Source organism: Demequina lignilytica, assembly GCF_030418375.1.
GTDB classification, from domain to species: domain Bacteria; phylum Actinomycetota; class Actinomycetes; order Actinomycetales; family Demequinaceae; genus Demequina; species Demequina lignilytica.
This window is the reverse complement of record NZ_JAUHPZ010000001.1, coordinates 523069-543026: the sequence shown is the minus strand read 5'-3', so window position 1 is coordinate 543026 and position 19958 is coordinate 523069. Positions and strand designations below refer to the sequence as shown.

The following is a 19958-nucleotide window of genomic DNA, read 5'->3' as shown; positions in this document are numbered from 1 at the left end:
GTTCCGCTCTGGCACCCCAGGCTCATCTAGGCCCAGTGAGACGGAAACCAGTCAGCCCGGGTGACGCGCGTGACGAAGACCACCTCGTCGTCGACCAGTGTGACCATCAGGCCTGATCGGTCGACCTTGAACCTTCCGCCATCGGGTCGCATCGCTCGCATGCGCGCGAGCACGCGGACTGCCACGTTTCGGCTGACGGCCTCCGTCAATGCTTGACCGCCCTCGAGGGGCGTGACGACTCCGTCGAAAGTGAGCTTGTACGCCTCGCCGGTCCGCCATGCCCGGGAGAGGTCGTCCGTTCCTGGCACTTCTACGTCTCTGGTGGTGGTCGGTGCGCCGGGCCGTCGGGGCACCTCTCGAGTCTGTGGCGCGGTGGCTTTGGAGCGCTCAGACGCTCCCGACGGCGCTGGCTTCGACTCCTTCCGGGCTCCTGCGCCGGGTCTCGCCGTCATGTGGGCGACCCTGCCGGCACTGTCGCCTGCTGCGAAGCCGGCGCGGTCGTCCAGCGCGGCCGTGATCGCTGTGGTGATGCGGGTACCGCGCCGGGTGAAGCCGAGCTCTCGCATGACGGCGAGGAACTCGTCGTCTCGAGTGCGCAGCACGCCGTCGCTTCTCAAGTAGCGCACTAGCGCCACGAGATCCTGATGGGAGTAGTCCGTGATGGGCTGGCCGCGAACCAGGCGAGGCTTGGTGACCGTCGCCCGGGTGGTGTCCTCGCTCCAGTTGGCTGGTTCCGCGATCGGTCCTGGCGGCTCGTCGGTCGCTGCCGTGCCATCGTCGACTGCCTCGCGGTAGGTGGTCAGGATGCGTTCGACCTCTGCGTCGGGGTCGCGGAACCAGTCGGTGCTCCAGATGCGGACGAAGCGCCATCCGCGTGCTTCGAGAAGAGATTGGCGGAGGCGGTCTCGCTCACGTGCGGTGTGGCCGGAGTGGTAGGAGGCTCCGTCGGCTTCGATCGCGAGGACGTGCTTGCCGGGCTTGTCGGGGTGGCGGGCGGCGAAGTCGATGCGGTAGCCGCCGACGCCGACTTGGCAGTCGAGGGGGATGCCTGCGCGGGTGAGGCGGTCGCGGACGTCGATCTCGAACGGGTTGAGCGCGACGTCCTTGGTGGGCAGGTCGCCTATGTCCTGTCCGCCGCTTGCCATGAAGCGCAGGAACTGGACCATGAGGCGGAAGCCCGCTGACGGGTGCGCATCGGGGGCGACATCGTCGGCTTCGAAGCTGGTAACCAGTGTCATGTGGGCGCGGGCACGGCTGATCGCCACATTGAGGCGGCGCTCGCCGCCTTCTTGAAGGAGCGGGCCCCAGAAGTAGCGGAGCTTGCCGTCGAGTCCTTTGCCGTACCCGACGGTCAGGATGATCGAGTCACGCTCGTCGCCCTGGACACGCTCGATCGACTTGACGAAGAACGGCTCATCCGAGGTCTGGTCAAGCAGGTTCCTCAGCGTGGCGTCGCTGAGGGCGGCGGCCTCGAGGGCGTCTTCGATGCGGCGCTGGTGTTGCACACCGAAGGTGATGACGCCGAGGGTGCGGTCCGGGTGCGCTGTCGCGTGGTCACGTACGAGTGCGACGACCTTTGCCACCTCTAGTTCGGGGCTGTTGGTGGTCTTGCGAATGCCGGGGGACGGTTCGACGGTGACATGGCGGATGACGTCGGAGCTGTCGGCGGCGGGGAACGTGGTGAGCGAGTGGTCGTAGACACCGGCATTGGACACAGCGATGAGACGCTCGTCGCGTGACCGGTAGTGCCACAGCAGGCGTCGCGATTGACCGGCGAGGAGACGGTCCATCGCGAACAGGATGCTTTCGGCGTCGCGGGTGAAGGTCTCGCTACGCATCTGGGGACGTTCGGCGACCGCACTGTCGCTGAGGGAGGCGGTCTCATCCTCATCCTCCCGAGCGTTGTCGTCCTCGAGGACCTTGGTGAAGAACTCGGTGGGCGGGAGCTGCCGGCTGTCGCCAGCGACGATGGCCTGGGAAGCGCGCATGAGTGCGGGGATGGCGTCGGCGGGGCGGACCTGGCTCGCCTCGTCGAAGATCACCACGTCGAAGCACTGCTCGAGCGGGAGGACGCGGGAGACCTGCAGGGGGCTCATCGCCCACACTGGCTTGGCCGCCTGGACCACGTGAGGTGCTTCGCGGAACAGGGTGCGGACCGCACGGAAGTTGCGCTTGCGGGTCACCTCGGTCTTGAGGAGCTGGTGCTCTTCGGGGTAGCGGTCGAGTGCGTCGCGGAACCGCTCGGCAGCGACTCGTCGGATCCGTGCGGCGTTCGCGACCAGGTGCTCGACGTCGTTGACGCGGAACTCGGCGGTGGCGTTGTTGAGGAGTGTGCCGTTCGAGCTCGACAACCACGGCGACATCATCTCGGCCATCTCCAGCACGGCGCGCTGAACGGCCCACCGGACCGTGGTGCTCGGCGGTGTCGACCGCGGCACACGTGTGGCGGCTTCGCGTCGCAGCGCGTCGAGGAGCACCCCCAGGCCGGCAGTGTGGAAGTCCTGCTCGATGGCATGAACGCGTGGCATCTGGCCGCGGCGCGAGTCCGCGGCAGCGCGGCTGAGGGTAGCGATCGCATCATCGAGCGAGAGGGCCTCGAGCGTCACCCCGGGGACTGCGGCTTGGAGCAGGCGTAGACCGTTGAGCGTGTCGTCGACGGAGGATGTGGTCGTGTGAAGCTGCGGTGGCGTCGGTGCCGTACCGGCGGCGCGGCACAGGCTCACGTAAGCGGCCGCGCTCTTGACGACGCTCTTGCGTGCTCGGCTGTCGAGGTCTGGGGTCAGCGTAGCGGCGCGAGCCTTGAGGGTGCGGCGCTCGCCCCACTTCAGGGCGATGCCGAGGCGTTTGCGCTCGCCACGGTCTAGGGCGGCGCTCATCGCGTTGAGGTCGTCGGCGCTTACCGACGGGTCGAACAGTTGTGGGGCATCAGCGCGCAGGGACTGGTAGAGCTCGTTCTGTCCGATGGCGACGCGGGCCTGCTCCCACGTGGTGGGAGGCGCGTACCCGATGGCGCGGGCGCACCGCTCGGCGTCGGCTCGAATCATGGGGATGTCGATGCCGGCGAGGCGCTGCACGGTCTCGGTGACCCACTGCAGCTGGTCTGTGCCCGTGATGTAGTTGCGGCTCCACATGCTGTCGGCCGCCCATTCGGGGTCGAGAGCTCCGATCGCTGCGAGGTCATCAGCCTCGCGGCAGAACCGGTCGAGGTCAGTCGCGGTCCAGGAGTTGAACAGTGAGCCGGGCAGGCGCACGTCCAGCTTCGCATCCTCAGGGGTGGCGGCGGTGGCGGAGCGAAGTTCGTGAACCGATACGCCCCACGCATGGTCGTCGCGATGCAGTGCGTCGTGGTGTCCGACGAGTTGGCCCCGTGCAGCGTCGAGTGCGAACTCGAGCGACGACACGTCAGGTCGGCCGATGGAGTGCTGGCTGTCGAGGACGCGGCGCAGTTCCGCCGAGATGTAGCGTCGCGACCCCGTGGAGGCAAACATGTCCAACACGAGGTGCGCCAGCCCCGCCCGGTCGAGGCGATCCAAGACCGCGGAGATAGCGGCGCGCTTCTGCGCCACAAACAGCACTCGCTTGCCGTCCGCTGTCAGCGACGCGATCAGGTTCGCGATCGTTTGGCTCTTGCCTGTTCCGGGTGGACCTTCGACCACCATGTTGCGGCCCGCGCGGGCTGCGTTGATGACGTAGCTCTGGCTGGAGTCGGCGTCGAGGACAAGGAACTCGGAGGCGACGGGCTCGTAGTCGGGCTGTCGTTCGGAAATGTCGCCTGCCTGATGGCGGGCACGGTCGCTAGCGTGACGGTCTCCGGCCAGCGCGGCGACGATGTCGGACACGGCGATTGCCGTCTCGTCGTCGACGTCGTTCACCATGGTCTGCTTCATGTAGCTGAAGGTGCCCAGGAATATCTCGTCGTCGATGGTGAAGTCGGCAATGTCGGCGCAGCGCTCGCGGATCGTGTTGAGGGCGATGTCGACTGCGCCCGGGGCGGGGTCGTCAATGCCGTAGGTATCGTCATCGGGCAGGCGGACTTTGTCGGCGTTGATGACGTGTTGGAGGACCCCGTTGAGTTGGAACTCCTCGTCGAGTCGAAGCTCCCAGGAGGTTTGAGCGCCGCGGCGTATCGACAACTCCAGCGGGCGGAGTATGACGGGAGCAGAAGGACGGCGGTCGCGAAGCCTGGCGACGGGCTCGGCGACGTCGTCGGACTCCGCCTTGGTCATCGCAGGGCTGGCTGACAGGTCCCACGATGCGAGGCCGACGGCGATATAGGCGACCGAGACGCCGTACTCCTCGCGTGACTCACGCTGCTTGCGCTCCAGCAGGGCGCACGCACGCTTCGCGCTATCGAACTGTGGGCCCGCCGGGAAGAGGTCCGCCAGGCGGACAGCCGCGCCCGTGAGGAGCTTCTGGACACCGTCCGGTCGCGCCTCGGCCAGGTCGATCATCGACTGCGTCTTGCGGAAGTACAAGAGGCGGTTGTTGCCGCTGACGTCAATGAGCGCGCTACGCCATTCCTTGGTCGCCGCGAGGTACATCTTGCCCACGGCAGTCGCGAATTCTTCTTCGCGCGGCGATGCGGCGTTGCTGTCCTCCATGCGCTCGTAGGCTCCCCTCAGCGTTACGTGCGCTCTAGCGTATCTTCGCCGTCGCCAACTGCATGCAGCCTGTTCCGCGCAACGAGGGACGGCGCGCGACGTCCGACGTACCGCAACGGGCGCCCGGGGCAGACCCTTCCGTTATGACGTGGTGGAGACATCGACGCCTGCACGGCGAGCTCGGGATGTGGACACCGCTCGAGGTCGAGGAGGCCTACTACGCTGACCTCGAATCACCCCAGCCGGTACCTGCCGGACAGGGAAACTGAGTGGAACGAAACTCAGGCCGATTCAGTGGACATCTCGAGGAGCACGGTCCACGGAGACGTCTCCATCGTCGGCATGGCCTTGGATCACGACGCACCCAGGGTCGCACTCCACCTCGAGCACCTCACGGTCAAGGCCCTCCAGGTCGGAGGCGCCAGGCTCTCGACCTGTGATCTGACCGAGGTGGAGGCGGACCAGGTCACCATCAGGGAGTGCGACATCGACACACTGCAGCTGGACGGTGCACTGGTGGACGGCGGAACCATCGAGTATTCGCGCATCGGTCGACTGTCCGTGGATGACGCCACGCTCGGGCCGAGCTGGGTGCGCGACGACCCGCCCGCACGCGTCGACTGGATGGGAGACGAGTCCCGCGAGACGGTCATCGGCCTCAACATCCTGGGGTCGACGACTGAGGTTCCGCCGCTGGGCCTGATCGACAATGACTGCGTTGGCACTATGGGTGACGTACTCCTTGACGGCTTCCCCGTGCCGCTACGACGTGACTCCGGCACGGCCCGATTCGGGGCAAAGTGGCGCAGGCTCGTCAGCCCGGCGGGCACGCGTGATGCCGTCGAATCTCGGAAGTGCACACAAGTCGAGGGCGGTTGGAGCGGCTGGGCGTGGTGAGCCAACGCGCGGACGTCGAACGCACTCAGGCACAGGCGCGTACGGAGCGACCCCGAATCGAGGCCGAGGTCGACGGTGCCAGGGACCCAGACTTCGGAACACCGCGCCAAACATGCGCGACAACTCGTTGCCTAGCGCGCGCCGACGCGGTCGCTATGGGGTCGCGTCATCCCCATGTGCACAGGCCGCCGCCTGCTGCGCTTTCTACAAGTCCGTCCACGGTGACGAAGTAGTAGTAGCCGTCCGGGAAGTACGAGCGGCCATCGATCGGTGAGTAGTCGAAGAAGCCCTTTCCGGGGGGGATGTCGGGGTAGAGAGACACGAGCTTGGATTCACTGTCGCCGACACGCACCCCATCTGCCGTTACCAAGTCGGCCAAGGCCGGTTCAGACGGCTCGGACAGGGTCCACGACGAGACGTAGGGTTCCTCCGCGTAAGCCTCAAGAAGTACACCCTGTGAGCGCCACGAGTAGAACGTGATCGGACCTTGGCAGTACTCCTCGAACTGCTCGAAATCGCTGCCGATTGTGTTCGTCAGTAGCGCTACCGCGTCGGTTTCGGTGAGCAACGCGCCGTTGATCCTTGCGCCGGGCCCAAACACGATGGTCGGAGCCGTCGCGTCGATGGTGTCTTGGATGCGGTGGCGTGCGGGGTAGAGGAAGAGGTCGGATGTGGTTTCGTTGACGTGGTGGCAGTTGATGTCGATCCAGATGTCGGCGGCAGCGAAGGTGCCACCGAGTAGGAGGAGCGATGCGGTTGAAGGGATGTCGAGGTTGCCGCAGGCGATGGTCGCGGTGTCGGCGTCGGTCCCCGTGGTGACGGTGGTGGCTTCGTCGTGGGCGGAGGTGACTCCGACGACGAGGTCGCCGATGGAGCCGACATTGTCGACGACGTGTCCGAACAGGGAGGTGCGGAGGTTGACCTGGCCGGCCATCGCATAGAGCGGGAAATTGTCTGGCAGGTGTGGCAGGGCACGGAGTTCGGGCGAGTCGGGGGTGAAGGCCTTGGTCGCTTCCGATGTTCCGAGGTCTTCGATCAGCTGGCAGATTCCGACAAGGTTGGCGGCGACGGCGGCGAGGTTGGGGAGTCTGCATAGGGCGGACAGGCCCTTCGCTACCTGATTCGCGGTGGGGGTGAGGTCGCTGCCGCGTAGTGAGGATCCGGTGTTGGGGGTGCCGAGGGTCGTGATGTGTGCGACCTTGTCGGCGACGTCGTGGCCATCGCTGCATTGGACGTCGAGTGCGCATCGTGCCGCGAGTCCGCCCATGGAGTGGGCGACGATGACGACCTTGCCGGTTCCGCCGCCAGCGGAAGACGTCGAGGACCAGGTCTCGATGAAGGTCGCCAGTTCTGGCCCGATGTGGCTGTTGGTGACCCAGTTGGTCGACCAGTCGGCGTAGTCGAACTTCACCACGCATGAGTCGTCGCCGCCGCCGGTGAGGATCTCGTCTGACGTGTCGTCCCAAGTGCCAGGCGATGAGTTGAAGCCGTGGACGAGGACGACGATCTGCCGCGAGTCGCCGTCAGGGTTGCAGTACAGGCGGTAGCTTGCCGACGCGCTGCTTGCCGGCACCACCATCGCGGCGGCGGTGAGTACGAGGGTGGTCAGCACGAGTAGGAGCCTGGTCATGTCAGTTCTCCTCGGTGCCTGCGAGCAGCCATCGGCCGTCCACATCGACGAGGAAGAGCGTCGACACCATCGGCTCGGGGCCGCTGATGGTCGCGTCGACGGAGGCGAACCCGTCGGACTCGGTCCACGTCGCCGCGTCGATGGACATGGTCGAGCCCGCCGCCAGGAGGGGTGTGCCGCCTTCGCTTTGCCACGCTTCGGCGACATCGGGGGCCAGCCATTGTTCGATTTCGGCAGGGTCTTGCGACACCAGACCAGACTCCAGGTCGGCGAGCCGGTCCAGCGGTGCGTCGCTTGCCGAGGGCCCTGTCGCGTGCGGCGTGGGGGACGCTGAGGCGGCTGCCACGCTGGGGCTGTCACCCCGCAGCGCGAAGAAGACGAGCACGCCGACTATGGCCAGAACCCCACACGCTACGGCGACCTGCCACCACGCGACCTTCATCAGCCCCCCAGACTGTCGCCGAGAAAGGCCGCCCCACCGCGACCTGCCCCAGCGCTGACACCATCATGGCGTTATCGCATCATCGACGAAAGCCCCTCCGTCGCGCCACTAGCTCCTCGCGGATTCGGGGGTCTGCTCCGGCATCGGTTGACGCTGACCGCCACGGATCTAGGTCCGTGCTGGAACGAAGTTCTCCGTGCCCAAGACATATCCGGCCGAGTTCCGTCGTGATGTCGTCGCGGTCGCCCGTCAGTGCGGGTCGATCGCACAGATCGCGACGACATCACGACGGAACTACCGGGGGTAAGGTTTGGGCGCAGCTCACATCCTTCCGGAAGCACCATCCGGCACCACAGATCGGATGTCACTTGTCCGTTGACCACGCCCCCACGAAGTTCTGAGCTTGTGGTTCCAGTTTGTCGCGCCGCCTGCACCCCCGGGCGCCTACGACGTCGTTGCACACACGTCTGGCGGTGACATCCCGGGCAAGCAGGTGCTCGCCTACGCGGCGAGCGAGTGCACGACGTCCACGCCCACGCCTGCGGGTACACCGTCGGCATGAGCCGAACCGTCTCACCGTCCGCATCGTTGGAGCAGCCGGGGCGCTGCACGACCGCCGCGCGCTGTGACCGTGGTCCCGGGTAGTCGTGGGCGTACCACCTAGGGTGAGAGCAATCTGGTGGTGACGGGGGGAGTCAGCCATGGCCTTCGATTGGATCCGGCGCAATCGTCGGAGCTCGGATATGCCCGAGACCGAGCTGCAGAAGCGACCGACCTCGGTGAGGGTTGGCGCGCCGGCGTACTCGATTGTCGATGTCGAGACCACGGGCTTGAGCGCGAGGCGCGATCGGATCATCGAGATCGCCGTCATCCGCGTTGATGGCAACGGATTGGTCGTCGATGAGTGGTCCACGCGCATCAACCCGGGTGTTCCGATAGACCCTCGCGCGAGTGCTGTACACGGCATCACGGATGCCGACGTGCGTCATGCCCCTGACTTCCGGCAGGTCTTCCCGGAGTTCGCTTCTCGGGTGCAGGGCACCGAGATGGTCGCGCACAACATCACCTTCGATGCCAGCTTCCTTGCCGAGGAGATCCTCCGTTTGGATCCCAATGCGGATGTGTCCGGCACCGGGTACTGCACGCTCGTGCTCGCACGAGCCCACAACTTCGACGTACCGAACTACCGCCTGTCGACATGCGCGGAAGCGGTCGGCCACCGCCACGACGGTGCGCACTCCGCGCTCGGTGACGCACGGGCCACCGTTGCGCTTTGGCGCGCCGTCAGACACCTTGCAGACGAGACGACCGAGTTCGACTGGGGTGCCGCCCACCGCAAGCAGCGCCACGCCGCGAGCCGGCCGACTCCCGTCGATCCTCACGTGCATGCGCGCCGTGCCAAGAACATCGCAGCACGCCGTGCCCAACTCGAGACGGCGACACCGCTGTACTCCCGCCTCTCCCGCTCTCTCGTCGCTGAAGCGCTCGACGAAGGCGCACCCGAAACGTGCCTGCCCTACCTGCAGACCCTGTGTGATGCACTCGCTGACGGCGTGATCGACGCAGACGAAGCGCAGGCGTTGACGGAGCTCATCGACACCCAAGAGATGACCCCCGACGACGTAGCCGCGTGCCACGGGGCCGTCATGCGGGCAATGACGTTCCTCGCCCTCGAAGATGGCGTGGTCTCACGTGATGAGCGCGCAGAGCTCGCCGATATCGCAGAACTGCTCGGCGTCACCAAGGCTTCAGTCAAACGACTGCTCGATTCTGCGCTTGAGGCCCGCCATCGGGCGATGGGGGAGAACCTCAGGCCCCTGCCTGCCGACTGGGTTCTGGGGGAACCTCTTCACGTGGGTGACAAGGTCGTCTTCACGGGCTGCGACGACCATGAACGCGACCACCTCGAACGCCGTGCCAAAGACTCCGGTGTTCGCGTCATCGGCTCCGTCTCACGGCTTACCTGCATGCTCATCACCGACGACAGCTTCCACGGCACCAAAGACGCCCGCGCACGCGAACTGGGCCTGCGCCGTGTCGCGCCAGGGGAGTTCGCCATCATGCTCGACTACCTCCAGCCGGCTGTGCCTCCGCCCACCGCGCGCCCAGCCCGCGCTCGCTAGGACCGTCCGCGACGGCTTCCGGATCGGTTGTCGCCGGCGCATCGATAGGAGACAAGGGCATGGGTCCAGAGGTTCCGGACATAGACGCCGAGGAAGCGCACTTCCGTTGGATGGACCGCGAGCTCAAGCAGGCTTCGCGCGCACGTGGCGGCGAACCATGCCTCGTATGTGAATCGCCCATACCGGCCAGGGCGCACTGGAAGCATCGAGATCGCCACGTATGCTCTCTGCGCTGCAACTCACTGCTCGTGCGGAGATGGAAGCGAAGAGTAGAACGGGGCGACGCTCCCAAGTTCGCTCCCGACTCACGCGCTTTGGCGGAGGTCGCCGAAGGAAGCGCGCGAGCGCCCCGCACGTTTCGCACCCTGGAAACCGAACCCTTTCCCTACGAGCATGGGCGGTGGCCCAAGGCCGGAGACATGGTCGAGCGGCACGGCCATGTGACGGCGTACTTCGCCTTCGCTGAAGCGCCTGACATCGCGACCGACGTTGAGGCCTACTTGGGTCGGCTTGAGGTCGACCCCGATCGTGTCCTCGCCGCTCGCCATCTGGAGAGTGGTCTCACCGGGCTCATGGTGACCGACGCCGACGGCAGACCATCCAGGCTTTCCTTGGAGCATTCTCGCTCGACGCCAGAGCGTTCACCTGGCCCCATGGTCGCCCGTTCACCTTTGACGACGGTACCGAGCTCTACTTCGGGATCGAACTCATCAGCGACGTAGACACATCTGGCCGCACCTTCACGTGGGAAGCGCACGCGTTCTCGCCATTCCCCGTGCTCAAACTCTGGACACCCGAACGGCTCGCCCTCTCGAACAAACGGAAGAGAGCGACGGCCGCACGCAATGCATACCTCGCGCGAATGCGAGCACTCGGCCTTGCAGAGGGCGCTGCCGAATCGGTGGACCCGCTCGAGGTATTCGAGGAGGCCGGCTGGCGTTGCGGAATCTGCGGCGACGCAATCGACGCCAACCTGAAATGGCCCGACCCGCGCAGCAAGACCCTGGACCACATCGACCCAGTAGCTTCAGGCGGGTTGCACGAGCGACAGAACCTCCAACCAGCTCACCTCATCTGCAACATCGTGAAAGGCAACGGTGCCTAGGCGTCCTGGCTGTGCAACGCGGCGCGCGTGTGCCGCCGGCGAAACGCCGCGGCTTCGGCTGTCGGACTGATTCACTGAGCGGAACGGAATCCAGACCACTTCAACACTGAAGAGGAGCCCAAGTTGAGTGACGCGAAGAAGCCACCCGTCGACAACCCGATCAAGTCCTCCAAGGATGACCGCCTTGGCAGGGCCGAACTTGCCCACGCCTTCGCACGTGACCTTCGCGGGCTCGACCTTTCCGAGGGTGCCGTAGTTGGCGTCCTGGGACCGTGGGGATCCGGAAAGTCTTCATTTGTCAACCTCATGAAGGAAGACTTTGCCGCCGAGCCGAGGCTTGCGGTGGTCGACTTCAACCCTTGGATGTTCTCTGGCGCGCAGCAACTAGTCGACGTGTTCTTTAAGGAGATCGCCTCCGAACTTCGTGTCAACAGCACGTCCAAGTTCGGTGATATCGCGGAGGCCCTCGATGAGTACGGGGACGTGCTCAGCCCGATCGCGATTCTCCCGATCGTCGGCGGGTGGTGGGATCGCGCCCACAAGTCATACAAGACCGCACGCAAGTGGTGGAAGGAACGCGGCGCCCAGCCAATCCGCACCAAGGTGGCTGAGGCCCTTGAGGAACTCGACGACCCGGTCGTGATCGTCATCGACGATATCGATCGCCTTTCGACCGACGAGATCCGAGACATCTTCAGACTTGTCCGACTAACCGCTAGCTTCCCCAACGTGATCTACGTCCTCGCATTCGATCGCCTAAGAGTTGAAGCCGCACTCGACGATACGAACGTGCCTGGCCGCGCATATCTCGAGAAGATCGTCCAGCTGAACTTTGATCTCCCAATCGTCCCCCGCGACGTGCTGCGGTCGCAGATATTCGAAGCCCTCAACCGCGTATTGGAAGACGTCGAGGACCTCCGATTCAACAGGGACGCCTGGTCTGACGTGTTCTTCGAGGTGGTTGAACCCCTGATCTCCAACATGCGCGATGTCACGCGACTAGAGCTGTCGGCTCGATCGACCCTTCGAGCGCTTGGCGGTGACGTGGAGGGAGTCGACCTCGTCGTGCTAGAAGCCATCCGAGTATTCCGTCCCGAGATCTTCGAGCGACTGCAGGCCATGAGAACGACACTCACGGAGACCAACGACTCATTCGGCATGGGCCGACGGGACGATAGCCGACAGAAGGCAGAGGTGGAGTCGCTCGTCCACGATGCGGGCGACGACGCGGAGCTCGTAAGAAGCTTGATCAAGCAGACGTTCCCAGCCGCGCGCCAGTACATCGAGAACAACCGTTTTGGCTACGACTGGCAGGCCGTCTGGAGGCGCAACCACCGCGTCGCGCACATTGACTTCCTTGCCATGTACTTCGAGCGCGTCGCGCCGAGCGGCATCGTCGCATTCCGAAAGTCGGAGCGAGCGGCGACCTTACTCACCGACCAGTACGGACTTGCACGGTTCTTGAACGGACTTGCGCCCGAAGACTTGGAGGATACGGTTGAGGGGCTTGAGGTCTACTCCGCAGATTTCTCCCCTGAAATGGTGGTCCCGGCCTCCGTCGCACTCCTCAATGCGATTGCCTTGTTCCCCGTCCGCGCACCGCGCGGCTTTACGGATATCAATAAGCCGGAAATCGTGGTCGGTCGCGTCGTGCTTCGACTCTTCCAGCGAATCGAAGACGAGGCGGAACGCGAGGCAGCAGTGTCATCGATTTTCCCCGAACTCCGGTCCTACTCGACTCAACTCGAACTGATCCAGTTCGTAGGACATCGCGAACACGTGGGCCACAAATTGGTCAGTGAAGAGTTCGCTGAGCGCCTTGAGGCCGAGTTCTTCGGGCGTGTTTCGGCGGCGCGGTCCTCAGTGCCGTCAGAGGAGTGGGACCTGCTGCGCGTGTACTGGAGCCTGAAACAGTACGGGGACGATTCCGACGAGGTGCTCACGTTCACCAATGTGGACGAGATTCGCTCGCTGTTTCTCTCGGCTAGGTCTGTGGCTCAGTCTCAGTCGTTCGGGTCGCGCAACCTTCGGCAAGAAGAGCATCTCTCGTGGGATGCGCTACTAGAGGTGCTTGGAGATGAAGATGCGCTCCGCTCGGCTCGGGACACGCTTCAATCGGTGGACGGCGGGTCATCCCTCGTTCTGCTTGTCGACAAGTACCTGGAAGGCTGGCGGCCGGAGCGCTAGTGACGGGGTGTGCCCCAGCATCCGTTGACGCTGACCGCCACGGATCGCCGGGTATGCCCAGTGACGCGTGAGTTGATGCGGGTAGGCCTGGCAGGTCGGTGCGCCGTGCGCTGGAGCCCATGGACCGCGGGTGCGGGTGCCGCGTCCTTCGATCGCCAGTGCCTGCGCGCGCATCCACGGCGGACGTGTCGTGCCTGGTAGATGAGATGCGTCAAGTGTGCTGGGTCCGGAAATGGACTGTACGCAGATCAGGCATGGACTGGGGACTCCCGCGCCGCGGCATAGCCCCTGGTCAGTCAATTCCGAGTCGTGGCCACACGCAGGCACGACTCGGCGATGCCGGGGTCCTTCACGATCTGCGCGATCGAGCCGCCCTGACGGGTGACCGCGACGAGATCACGACGGAACTCGGCGGGATAGGACTTGAGCACGGCCGAGATCCTTCCCGCACTGACCGGTGTTCGTGGCGGTCAGAGTCGACCGTTGCTGCGGCGCACCCACGCGGTGTCGGGACCGGGTGAGACCATTCCGGGAAGCGCGTGTGGCGACGGGAGGTGTGGGATGCGCGGCGAAGCGACGGTGCTCCACGCCGACCTCGACGCGTTCTACGCCTCGGTCGAGCAGCGCGACGAGCCCGCACTGCGCGGACGTCCTGTGATCGTGGGCGGCGGTGTCGTGGTGGCCGCGAGCTATGAGGCGAAGGCCCGGGGCGTGCGCACCGCGATGGGGGTGCGGCGGGCGCGTGCGCTCTGCCCCGACGCCATCGTCGTCCCTCCCCGCATGGAGGCCTACTCGGCCGCGAGCCGTGCAGTGTTCGCGATCTTCCGGGACACCACTCCGTACGTGGAGGGCGTCTCGATCGATGAGGCGTTCCTCGAGGTGGGCGGGCTTCGCCGTCTCGTCGGGACTCCTGAGGAGATCGCCGTGCGCCTGCGAGAGCGCGTACGTGCCGAGGTCGGGCTTCCGATCTCGGTGGGCGTCGCGAGAACCAAGTTCCTCGCGAAGGTGGCGAGCGCGGTCAGCAAGCCCGACGGTCTCCTCGTCGTGGAGCCGGAGAGCGAGGAGGCGTTCCTTCATCCACTCCCCGTCGAACGGCTCTGGGGCGTGGGCGCGGTGACCGCGGAGAAGCTTCACGGCAACGGCGTCTACACGGTCGGGCAGCTGGCTGAGCTCGAGGCGGCGACCGCCGAGCAGTGGCTCGGCAAGGCGGCCGGTGCGCATCTCCACGCGCTGGCCCGGCTCCGGGACCCGCGGCCGGTCGAGACGACCAGGCGCCACGGATCCATCGGCTCGCAGCGCGCGCTTGGGAATCGGTCGTGCACCGCTGGTGAGCTCGGGCTGATCCTCACGCAGATCGTCGACGGCCTCGCAAAGCGCCTGCGCGATCGCGGATCGGCGTGCGGCACCGTGGTCCTGAGGCTTCGCTACGGCGACTTCACCAAGGCGACCCGATCGCGCACGCTCGCCGCGCCTACCGATCGCACCGAGGTGCTGCTCGGCGTCGCCCAGCGATTGCTCGCGGCGGCGGGTCCCGACATCTCCGGCCGGGGCGTCACCCTCATCGGCGTCTCGCTCGCGCAGCTGACCAGCGCCGGCTCGGTGCAGCCCGAGCTCGCGATCGACTGGCATGACGGGGCGCGCATCGACACCGCCCTCGACGCGGTCCGCGATCGATTCGGCTCAGCCGCCGTCACGCGCGCCGCGCTCATCGGTCGTGACCCTGGATGGTCCGCGCCGCGGCTGCCTGAACACGAGTAGCCACTTGCAGGCCTGGTCGATGACGTGCACATGGCTCCCGTGGCCCGCAGATGGACTGTACGCAGAACGGGTATGGACGGGGGCTCCCGGTACGGTACCTGCATGCCTGGTACATCAGTTCCGAGTCGTGGCGACGTGACGACACAGCATGCCCCTCTCATCGTCGTGATGGGCCCGTCCGCGACCGGCAAGTCCACCATCGGGGCCGCGCTCGCCGCCGCGCTCGGGGTGCCGTTCGTGGACGGCGACGACCTCCACCCTGCCGAGAACACCGCCAAGATGGCCTCCGGCGTCCCCCTCACCGACGACGACCGCTGGCCCTGGCTCGACGCCTGCGGTGCCGCGCTCGCGGAGGCGGAGGCATCCGGAGGCCTGGTGCTCGCATGCTCGGCGCTGCGTCGTGCCTACCGCGACCGCATCCGTGCCGGCGCTCCCACCGCGTCCTTCCTGCACCTTCACCTGACGGAGGAGGAGGCCCTGCGTCGCGCATCGTCGCGCGAGGGGCACTTCATGCCCGCGAGCCTGGTCGCGTCGCAGTACGCGACGCTCGAGCCGCTCGACGACGACGAGGCGGGTACGGCGGTCGACGCCACGCTGCCACCCGACGCCGTGGTGGCCGCGGCGCTCGCCGCGCTCCGCCGCGCGCTGTGAGGTGATGAGAGTACGAATCAGCCGATTCCGTACCCTCATCTCCTCCCGGGACGCATCGCGCTACCGCTCCTCGGGGATCATGTCGATCGCTCCGCACGGACACTCCGCCGCGCAGATCCCGCAGCCCTTGCAGTAGTCGTAGTCGATCTCGTACCTCATCCCGGGGCCGAGCTTCCGGATCGCGTCGTCCGGGCACATCCCGAAGCAGTTGTCGCACTCGAAGCACGACCCGCAGGACATGCATCGCCGCGCCTCGAACACCGCGTGCTCCGCGTCGAGTCCCGCCAGCACCTCCTCGAAACCGGTGACGCGCCGGGCCGCCTCGAGCTCCGCCCGGTGCTGCTTCGGGGCGTCGGAGTAGTACCAGGCGTTGAGCCGGGACGCCTCCGCCTCGCGGACCACCGGCTCGGCCGGCAGCACGCGCGAGGCCAGCCACGCGTCGACCGCGGCCGCGGCCCGCGCCCCCCGCCCGATCGCGAACGTCGCGGTCCGGGATCCCGGCGAGGCGTCGCCCGCCGCGAACACCCCGTCGCGCCCCGTCATCAGGGTGCCGGGGTCCACGGCGATCACGCCGTCGCGCACGTCGACGTCGTCCACGCCGGACAGCAGCGACAGGTCCGCCTCCTGGCCCACCGCCAGCATCACGGTGTCCGCGTCGAGCTCCTCGAACACCCCGGTTCCGACCGGGCGGCCGGACTCGTCGAGCTCCATCCGCTCGATGGTGACGGTCGGCCCCGACACCTCCGAGATGGTCGACAGCCACTGCACCCGGACGCCCTCGCCGACCGCGTCCTCGAGCTCCGTCGGATGCGCGGGCATCTGCTCGCGCGTGCGCCGGTAGACCACGACCGCGTCGGACGCCCCGAGGCGCCGGGCGGTGCGCGCCGCGTCCATCGCGGTGTTGCCGCCGCCGTACACCGCGACCCGGCGACCCAGCAGCGGAGCGTTGCCCGACGCCACGTCGCGGAGCACGTCGATCGCGTCGACGATCTTCGCCGCCGCGCCCGCGGGGATGTCCACGTGGTGCGCGACCCCGGCCCCCACGGTCAGGACCACCGCGTCGAACTCGGCCTGCGCATCGTCCAGGCTGTCCACCCGCACGCCGCACTCGATCCGGACGCCGGTCGCCTCGATGCGGCGGATCTCCGCGGCGAGCACCGTTCGCGGCAGCCGGTACGCGGGGATGCCGTAGCGCATCATTCCGCCCGGCTCGGCGGCCGCCTCCCGGACCGTGACGTCGTGCCCGCGCTGCCGCAGGTGGTACGCCGCGGACAGCCCCGCGGGTCCGGATCCGACCACCAGGACGCGGCGTCCGGACGATGCGGTGGGCACCGGCAGCGCCCACCCCCGCTCGAGCGCGGTGTCGCCCAGGAAGCGCTCGACCGCGTTGATGCCGACCTCCTCGTCGACCTCGCCGCGGTTGCAGGCCGCCTGGCAGGGGTGGTAGCAGATGCGACCCATGACGGCGGGCAGCGGGTTCGCGGCGACGATGCGCCGCCACGCGGTCTCGAAGCCCGCCTCGCCCTCCTGGGTGGAGCCCAGCCAGGAGCGGATGTCCTCGCCCGAGGGGCACGCCAGCGAGCACGGGGGAGCGAGGTCGACGTAGACCGGCCGCTCGGTGCGCCACGTGCCCGTGTGATAGCTCAGCGAGGTCGCCGGACCCGTGCTCAGCCCCAGGGTCGGAGGGGCGTCGTGGCCGCTCATGGTCGTCCTCCCAGCAGGTCGTAGCGACGGATGTTCGCCTCGGCGAGCGCGCGCCAGCGGTTCAGGGCGTCCTCGCCGCCGGGCTTGAACAGGTGCGCGAAGCGCGCCTGCGGCCGCAGGTACGCCTCGACGTCCATGCGCTCGCGGATGCGCTGGACGTCGGTGAGCTCGCCCGCGCGCGCCTCGACCACGGGGAAGATCCCGGACTGCACGGCGGCCCGCGACAGGGAGATCGACTCCGAGGAGCTCGATCCCCAGCCCAGCGGGCACGGCACCAGCACGTGCAGGTACCGCGCGCCGTGGATCGACATCGCGGTGCGGACCTTGGCCTCAAGATCGCGGAGGTCCGCCACCGTGGCGCTCGCGACGTAGGGGATCTCGTGGGCCATCGCGATCTTCACCATCGACTTGCCGGTGCCCTGGGGCGCGCCCGGCTGGCGGCCCACGGCCGGCGTGGTCGCGGTGCGAGCCGAGGGCGGGGTGGCCGACGAGCGTTGCACGCCCGTGTTCATGTAGCCCTGGTTGTCGTAGCAGACGTACAGCACGTCGTCGTTGCGCTCGAACATGCCGGACACGGCAGCGAGCCCGATGTCGACGGTGCCGCCGTCGCCGCCCTGGGCCAGGACACGCACGTCGTCGCGGCCCTGCGCGTGCAGGGAGGACGCGATCCCGGTCGCCACGGCGGCGGCGTTGGCGAAGAGCGAGTGGATCCACGGCGGCTTCCAGGCGCTCTCGGGATAGAGCGTCGAGAACACCTCGAGGCAGCCAGTCGCGTTCGCGACCACCAGCCTGCCGTCGGCCGCCTCGACCGCCGTGTCCATGACCCAGCGCGCGGCGAGCGCCTCGGCGCAGCCCTGACACGCACGGTGACCCCGGGTGAGCGAGGACGGTCGGTCGGCCTGCGACTGGACCGAGCGCTCCGCATCGTCCAGCAGCCTCCCGCCCACGGCGAGGGTGCCGGTCTGCAGGAACGGGATGTGGACCGTGCTCATCGCGCCACCTCCGTCGCGCCCACGGGCGGCACGGGGACGCCGCCCGTCTTGAGGTCGAGGAACTCGAGCCCGCGCTGCTCGCCCGCCAGCGCCCGGGCGATGACGTCGCGCAGGGAGCCCTCGAGGATCGGGCGACCGCCGAGCCCCGCGACCACGGAGTGGATGCGGGAGCCCGTGCCGGCGAGGGCGCGGCCGACGCATCCCGTGAGCACGCCGCCCGAGCCCAGCTCCAGGGCCCGGTCGATCACCACGATGTGCCGCGACTCGCCCAGCGCCGCCTTGAGCGCCTCCCGCGGGAACGGCCGGTACGCGGAGATCCCGACCAGGCGGACCGGCAGGCCCTCGGCGCGCATCGGCGCGATCGCCTCCTGCAGGGTGCCGATCACCGACCCCATGGCCACCACGACCAGGTCCTCGGCGCCCGCCGGGGGAGCCGACCGGTCGCGGTCCAGCGTGTCGGGGTCGTAGCGGACCGCGAGCCCTCCGGCCTCACGACCGAACGCCTCGGTGAACCGGTCCGACCAGGCCTCGACCACGTCGGCGGCGTCGAGGAACCGCAGGTGCTGCAGGTACTTCGTCTCCGTGAACGACTCCGGGCCCGCCATGGTGCCGATCGTGGTCGGCCGGTCGATGTCGAGCACCTGGGTGGGGGAGTAGGGCGGCAGGAAGCCGTCGATCTGCTCCTGCGTCGCGAGCTCCAGGACGTCCGTGGCGTGGGTGAGCACGAACCCGTCCATGCACACCATGGCGGGGATGCCGAGCTCCTCGGCGGTCGCGAATGCGATCACGTGGAGGTCGGCGGCCTCCTGGTTGTCCGCGGCGTACAGCTGCAGCCAGCCGGAGTCGCGCATCGCCATCGCGTCGGAGTGGTCGTTCCAGATGTTGATGGGCGCGCCCACCGCGCGGTTCGCGACCGTCATGACGATCGGCAGCCCCATCCCGGCGGCGTTGTACACGGCCTCCGCCATGTAGAGGAGACCCTGCGAGGCGGTCGCGGTGTAGGCCCGCGACCCTGCGGCGGACGCGCCGATCGAGACGGACATCGCGGAGAACTCCGACTCGACGTTGACGTACTCGCAGTCGCGCAGCTCGCCCGTGCGCGCCATCACGGACAGCGCCTCGACGATGTGGGTCTGCGGGGAGATCGGGTACGCGCAGACCACGCCCGGACGGCACCGCGCGACGGTGCGCGCCACGGCCTGAGAACCCTCGAGCACCTCACGCATGGGACACCTCCGCGGACGGGACGATGCGCGGGTCGGGCTCGCCGCGCACGTGGGCGTAGGCGACGGCGGCGGCCGTCGCGTTGGCCTCCCCGACCCGGCCGGGGAAGCGGTCACGGAACACCTGCTGGACGGCGGCGAGGGTGACGTGGTCCGCGCGCCCGGCGTACGCGCCGAGCATCGCAGCGGACGGCTTGGGCAGCCCCACCGTGTCGAGGCTGATCCGGGTGGCGGGCACCGTCACCACGGTCGCGTCGACCTCGCCGACGCCCGCGTGCTCGCGCACCCAGGGCGCGTCCTCGGTGGTGTTGACGATCACGAGACCGCCGGGGCGGACCCCGGCGAACGGCTGCGCCGGACCCAGCAGCGTGGGGTCCTGGACCAGCACGACGTCCGGCTCCAGCACCGGCTCGCGCGTGCGCAGCGGCACGTCGGCGAACCGGCAGTACGCGACCACCGGCGCCCCGGTCCGCTCGGAGCCGAAGCTCGGGATCGCCTGCACCTCGTGGCCCGCCAGAAAGCCCGCCCGGGCGAGCATCTCCGCGGCGGTGACCACGCCCTGACCGCCGCGTCCGTGGATGCGAATCTGGGTCATGCGCCCGCCTCCAGGGGCGTCGCCGGCGGCTCGCGCGTGGGTCGCGCGGA

The 19958-nt window shown here is 67.7% G+C and carries 15 protein-coding genes; 6 read left to right on the top strand and 9 right to left on the bottom strand.

The window, feature by feature from the left end; genetic code table 11:
• Positions 1–26: 26 nt before the first annotated feature.
• Positions 27–4601 (bottom strand): PDDEXK-like endonuclease domain-containing protein, encoded by a 4575-nt coding sequence (locus QQX13_RS02440; protein ID WP_301152381.1) that lies wholly within the window; start codon positions 4599–4601, stop codon positions 27–29.
• A 294-nt stretch (positions 4602–4895) separates the two neighbouring features.
• On the opposite strand from QQX13_RS02440, the gene QQX13_RS02435 reads away from it, so the two are divergent.
• A complete protein-coding gene (locus QQX13_RS02435; protein ID WP_301152379.1) occupies positions 4896–5498 on the top strand; it encodes a hypothetical protein in 603 nt (200 codons plus the stop codon).
• 166 nt (positions 5499–5664) lie between these two features.
• On the opposite strand, the gene QQX13_RS02430 is transcribed toward QQX13_RS02435, so the two are convergent.
• Entirely contained in the window at positions 5665–7110 is a 1446-nt protein-coding gene (locus tag QQX13_RS02430; protein WP_301152377.1) for an esterase/lipase family protein, read from the bottom strand.
• A gap of 19 nt (positions 7111–7129) precedes the next feature.
• Complete coding sequence (locus QQX13_RS02425) at positions 7130–7570, bottom strand: hypothetical protein (RefSeq protein WP_301152375.1); 441 nt, start codon at positions 7568–7570, stop codon at positions 7130–7132.
• A 701-nt stretch (positions 7571–8271) separates the two neighbouring features.
• Between QQX13_RS02425 and QQX13_RS02420 the strand changes: the two genes are divergently transcribed.
• Positions 8272–9693 carry an exonuclease domain-containing protein gene (locus tag QQX13_RS02420; protein WP_301152374.1) on the top strand — a complete coding sequence of 474 codons (1422 nt, stop codon included), beginning with the start codon at positions 8272–8274 and terminating at the stop codon, positions 9691–9693.
• A gap of 305 nt (positions 9694–9998) precedes the next feature.
• On the opposite strand, the gene QQX13_RS02415 is transcribed toward QQX13_RS02420, so the two are convergent.
• Positions 9999–10241 (bottom strand): hypothetical protein, encoded by a 243-nt coding sequence (locus QQX13_RS02415; RefSeq protein WP_301152372.1) that lies wholly within the window; start codon positions 10239–10241, stop codon positions 9999–10001.
• 227 nt (positions 10242–10468) lie between these two features.
• On the opposite strand from QQX13_RS02415, the gene QQX13_RS02410 reads away from it, so the two are divergent.
• On the top strand, positions 10469–10798 hold the full coding sequence (locus tag QQX13_RS02410; protein ID WP_301152370.1) for an HNH endonuclease: 330 nt from the start codon (positions 10469–10471) through the stop codon (positions 10796–10798).
• 123 nt (positions 10799–10921) lie between these two features.
• A complete protein-coding gene (locus tag QQX13_RS02405) occupies positions 10922–12985 on the top strand; it encodes a KAP family P-loop NTPase fold protein (protein WP_301152369.1) in 2064 nt (687 codons plus the stop codon).
• Between the two features lie 296 nt (positions 12986–13281).
• Here QQX13_RS02405 and QQX13_RS02400 read toward each other — a convergent pair whose 3' ends face one another.
• Complete coding sequence (locus QQX13_RS02400) at positions 13282–13416, bottom strand: hypothetical protein (protein ID WP_301152368.1); 135 nt, start codon at positions 13414–13416, stop codon at positions 13282–13284.
• A 130-nt stretch (positions 13417–13546) separates the two neighbouring features.
• Here QQX13_RS02400 and dinB point away from each other — a divergent pair, with 130 nt between their 5' ends.
• Both dinB and QQX13_RS02390 read left to right on the top strand, forming a co-directional pair.
• Positions 13547–14743, top strand: coding sequence for a DNA polymerase IV (dinB, locus tag QQX13_RS02395; RefSeq protein WP_301152366.1), 1197 nt, complete (start codon positions 13547–13549; stop codon positions 14741–14743).
• A gap of 135 nt (positions 14744–14878) precedes the next feature.
• Positions 14879–15394, top strand: coding sequence for a gluconokinase (locus QQX13_RS02390; protein WP_301152365.1), 516 nt, complete (start codon positions 14879–14881; stop codon positions 15392–15394).
• 60 nt (positions 15395–15454) lie between these two features.
• On the opposite strand, the gene QQX13_RS02385 is transcribed toward QQX13_RS02390, so the two are convergent.
• The 4 genes from QQX13_RS02385 to QQX13_RS02370 are packed head-to-tail and all read right to left on the bottom strand — an operon-like array spanning position 15455 to position 19908.
• Positions 15455–17098, bottom strand: coding sequence for an NAD(P)-binding protein (locus QQX13_RS02385; RefSeq protein ID WP_301120395.1), 1644 nt, complete (start codon positions 17096–17098; stop codon positions 15455–15457).
• Complete coding sequence (locus tag QQX13_RS02380) at positions 17095–18090, bottom strand: thiamine pyrophosphate-dependent enzyme (protein WP_301120397.1); 996 nt, start codon at positions 18088–18090, stop codon at positions 17095–17097. Before QQX13_RS02380 ends, QQX13_RS02385 begins: the two co-directional genes overlap by 4 nt.
• On the bottom strand, positions 18087–19316 hold the full coding sequence (locus QQX13_RS02375) for a hypothetical protein (protein ID WP_301152363.1): 1230 nt from the start codon (positions 19314–19316) through the stop codon (positions 18087–18089). Before QQX13_RS02375 ends, QQX13_RS02380 begins: the two co-directional genes overlap by 4 nt.
• Entirely contained in the window at positions 19309–19908 is a 600-nt protein-coding gene (locus QQX13_RS02370; protein WP_301152361.1) for a 2-oxoacid:acceptor oxidoreductase family protein, read from the bottom strand. The genes QQX13_RS02375 and QQX13_RS02370 overlap by 8 nt, the downstream gene beginning before the upstream one ends.
• Between the last annotated feature and the right edge of the window lie 50 nt (positions 19909–19958).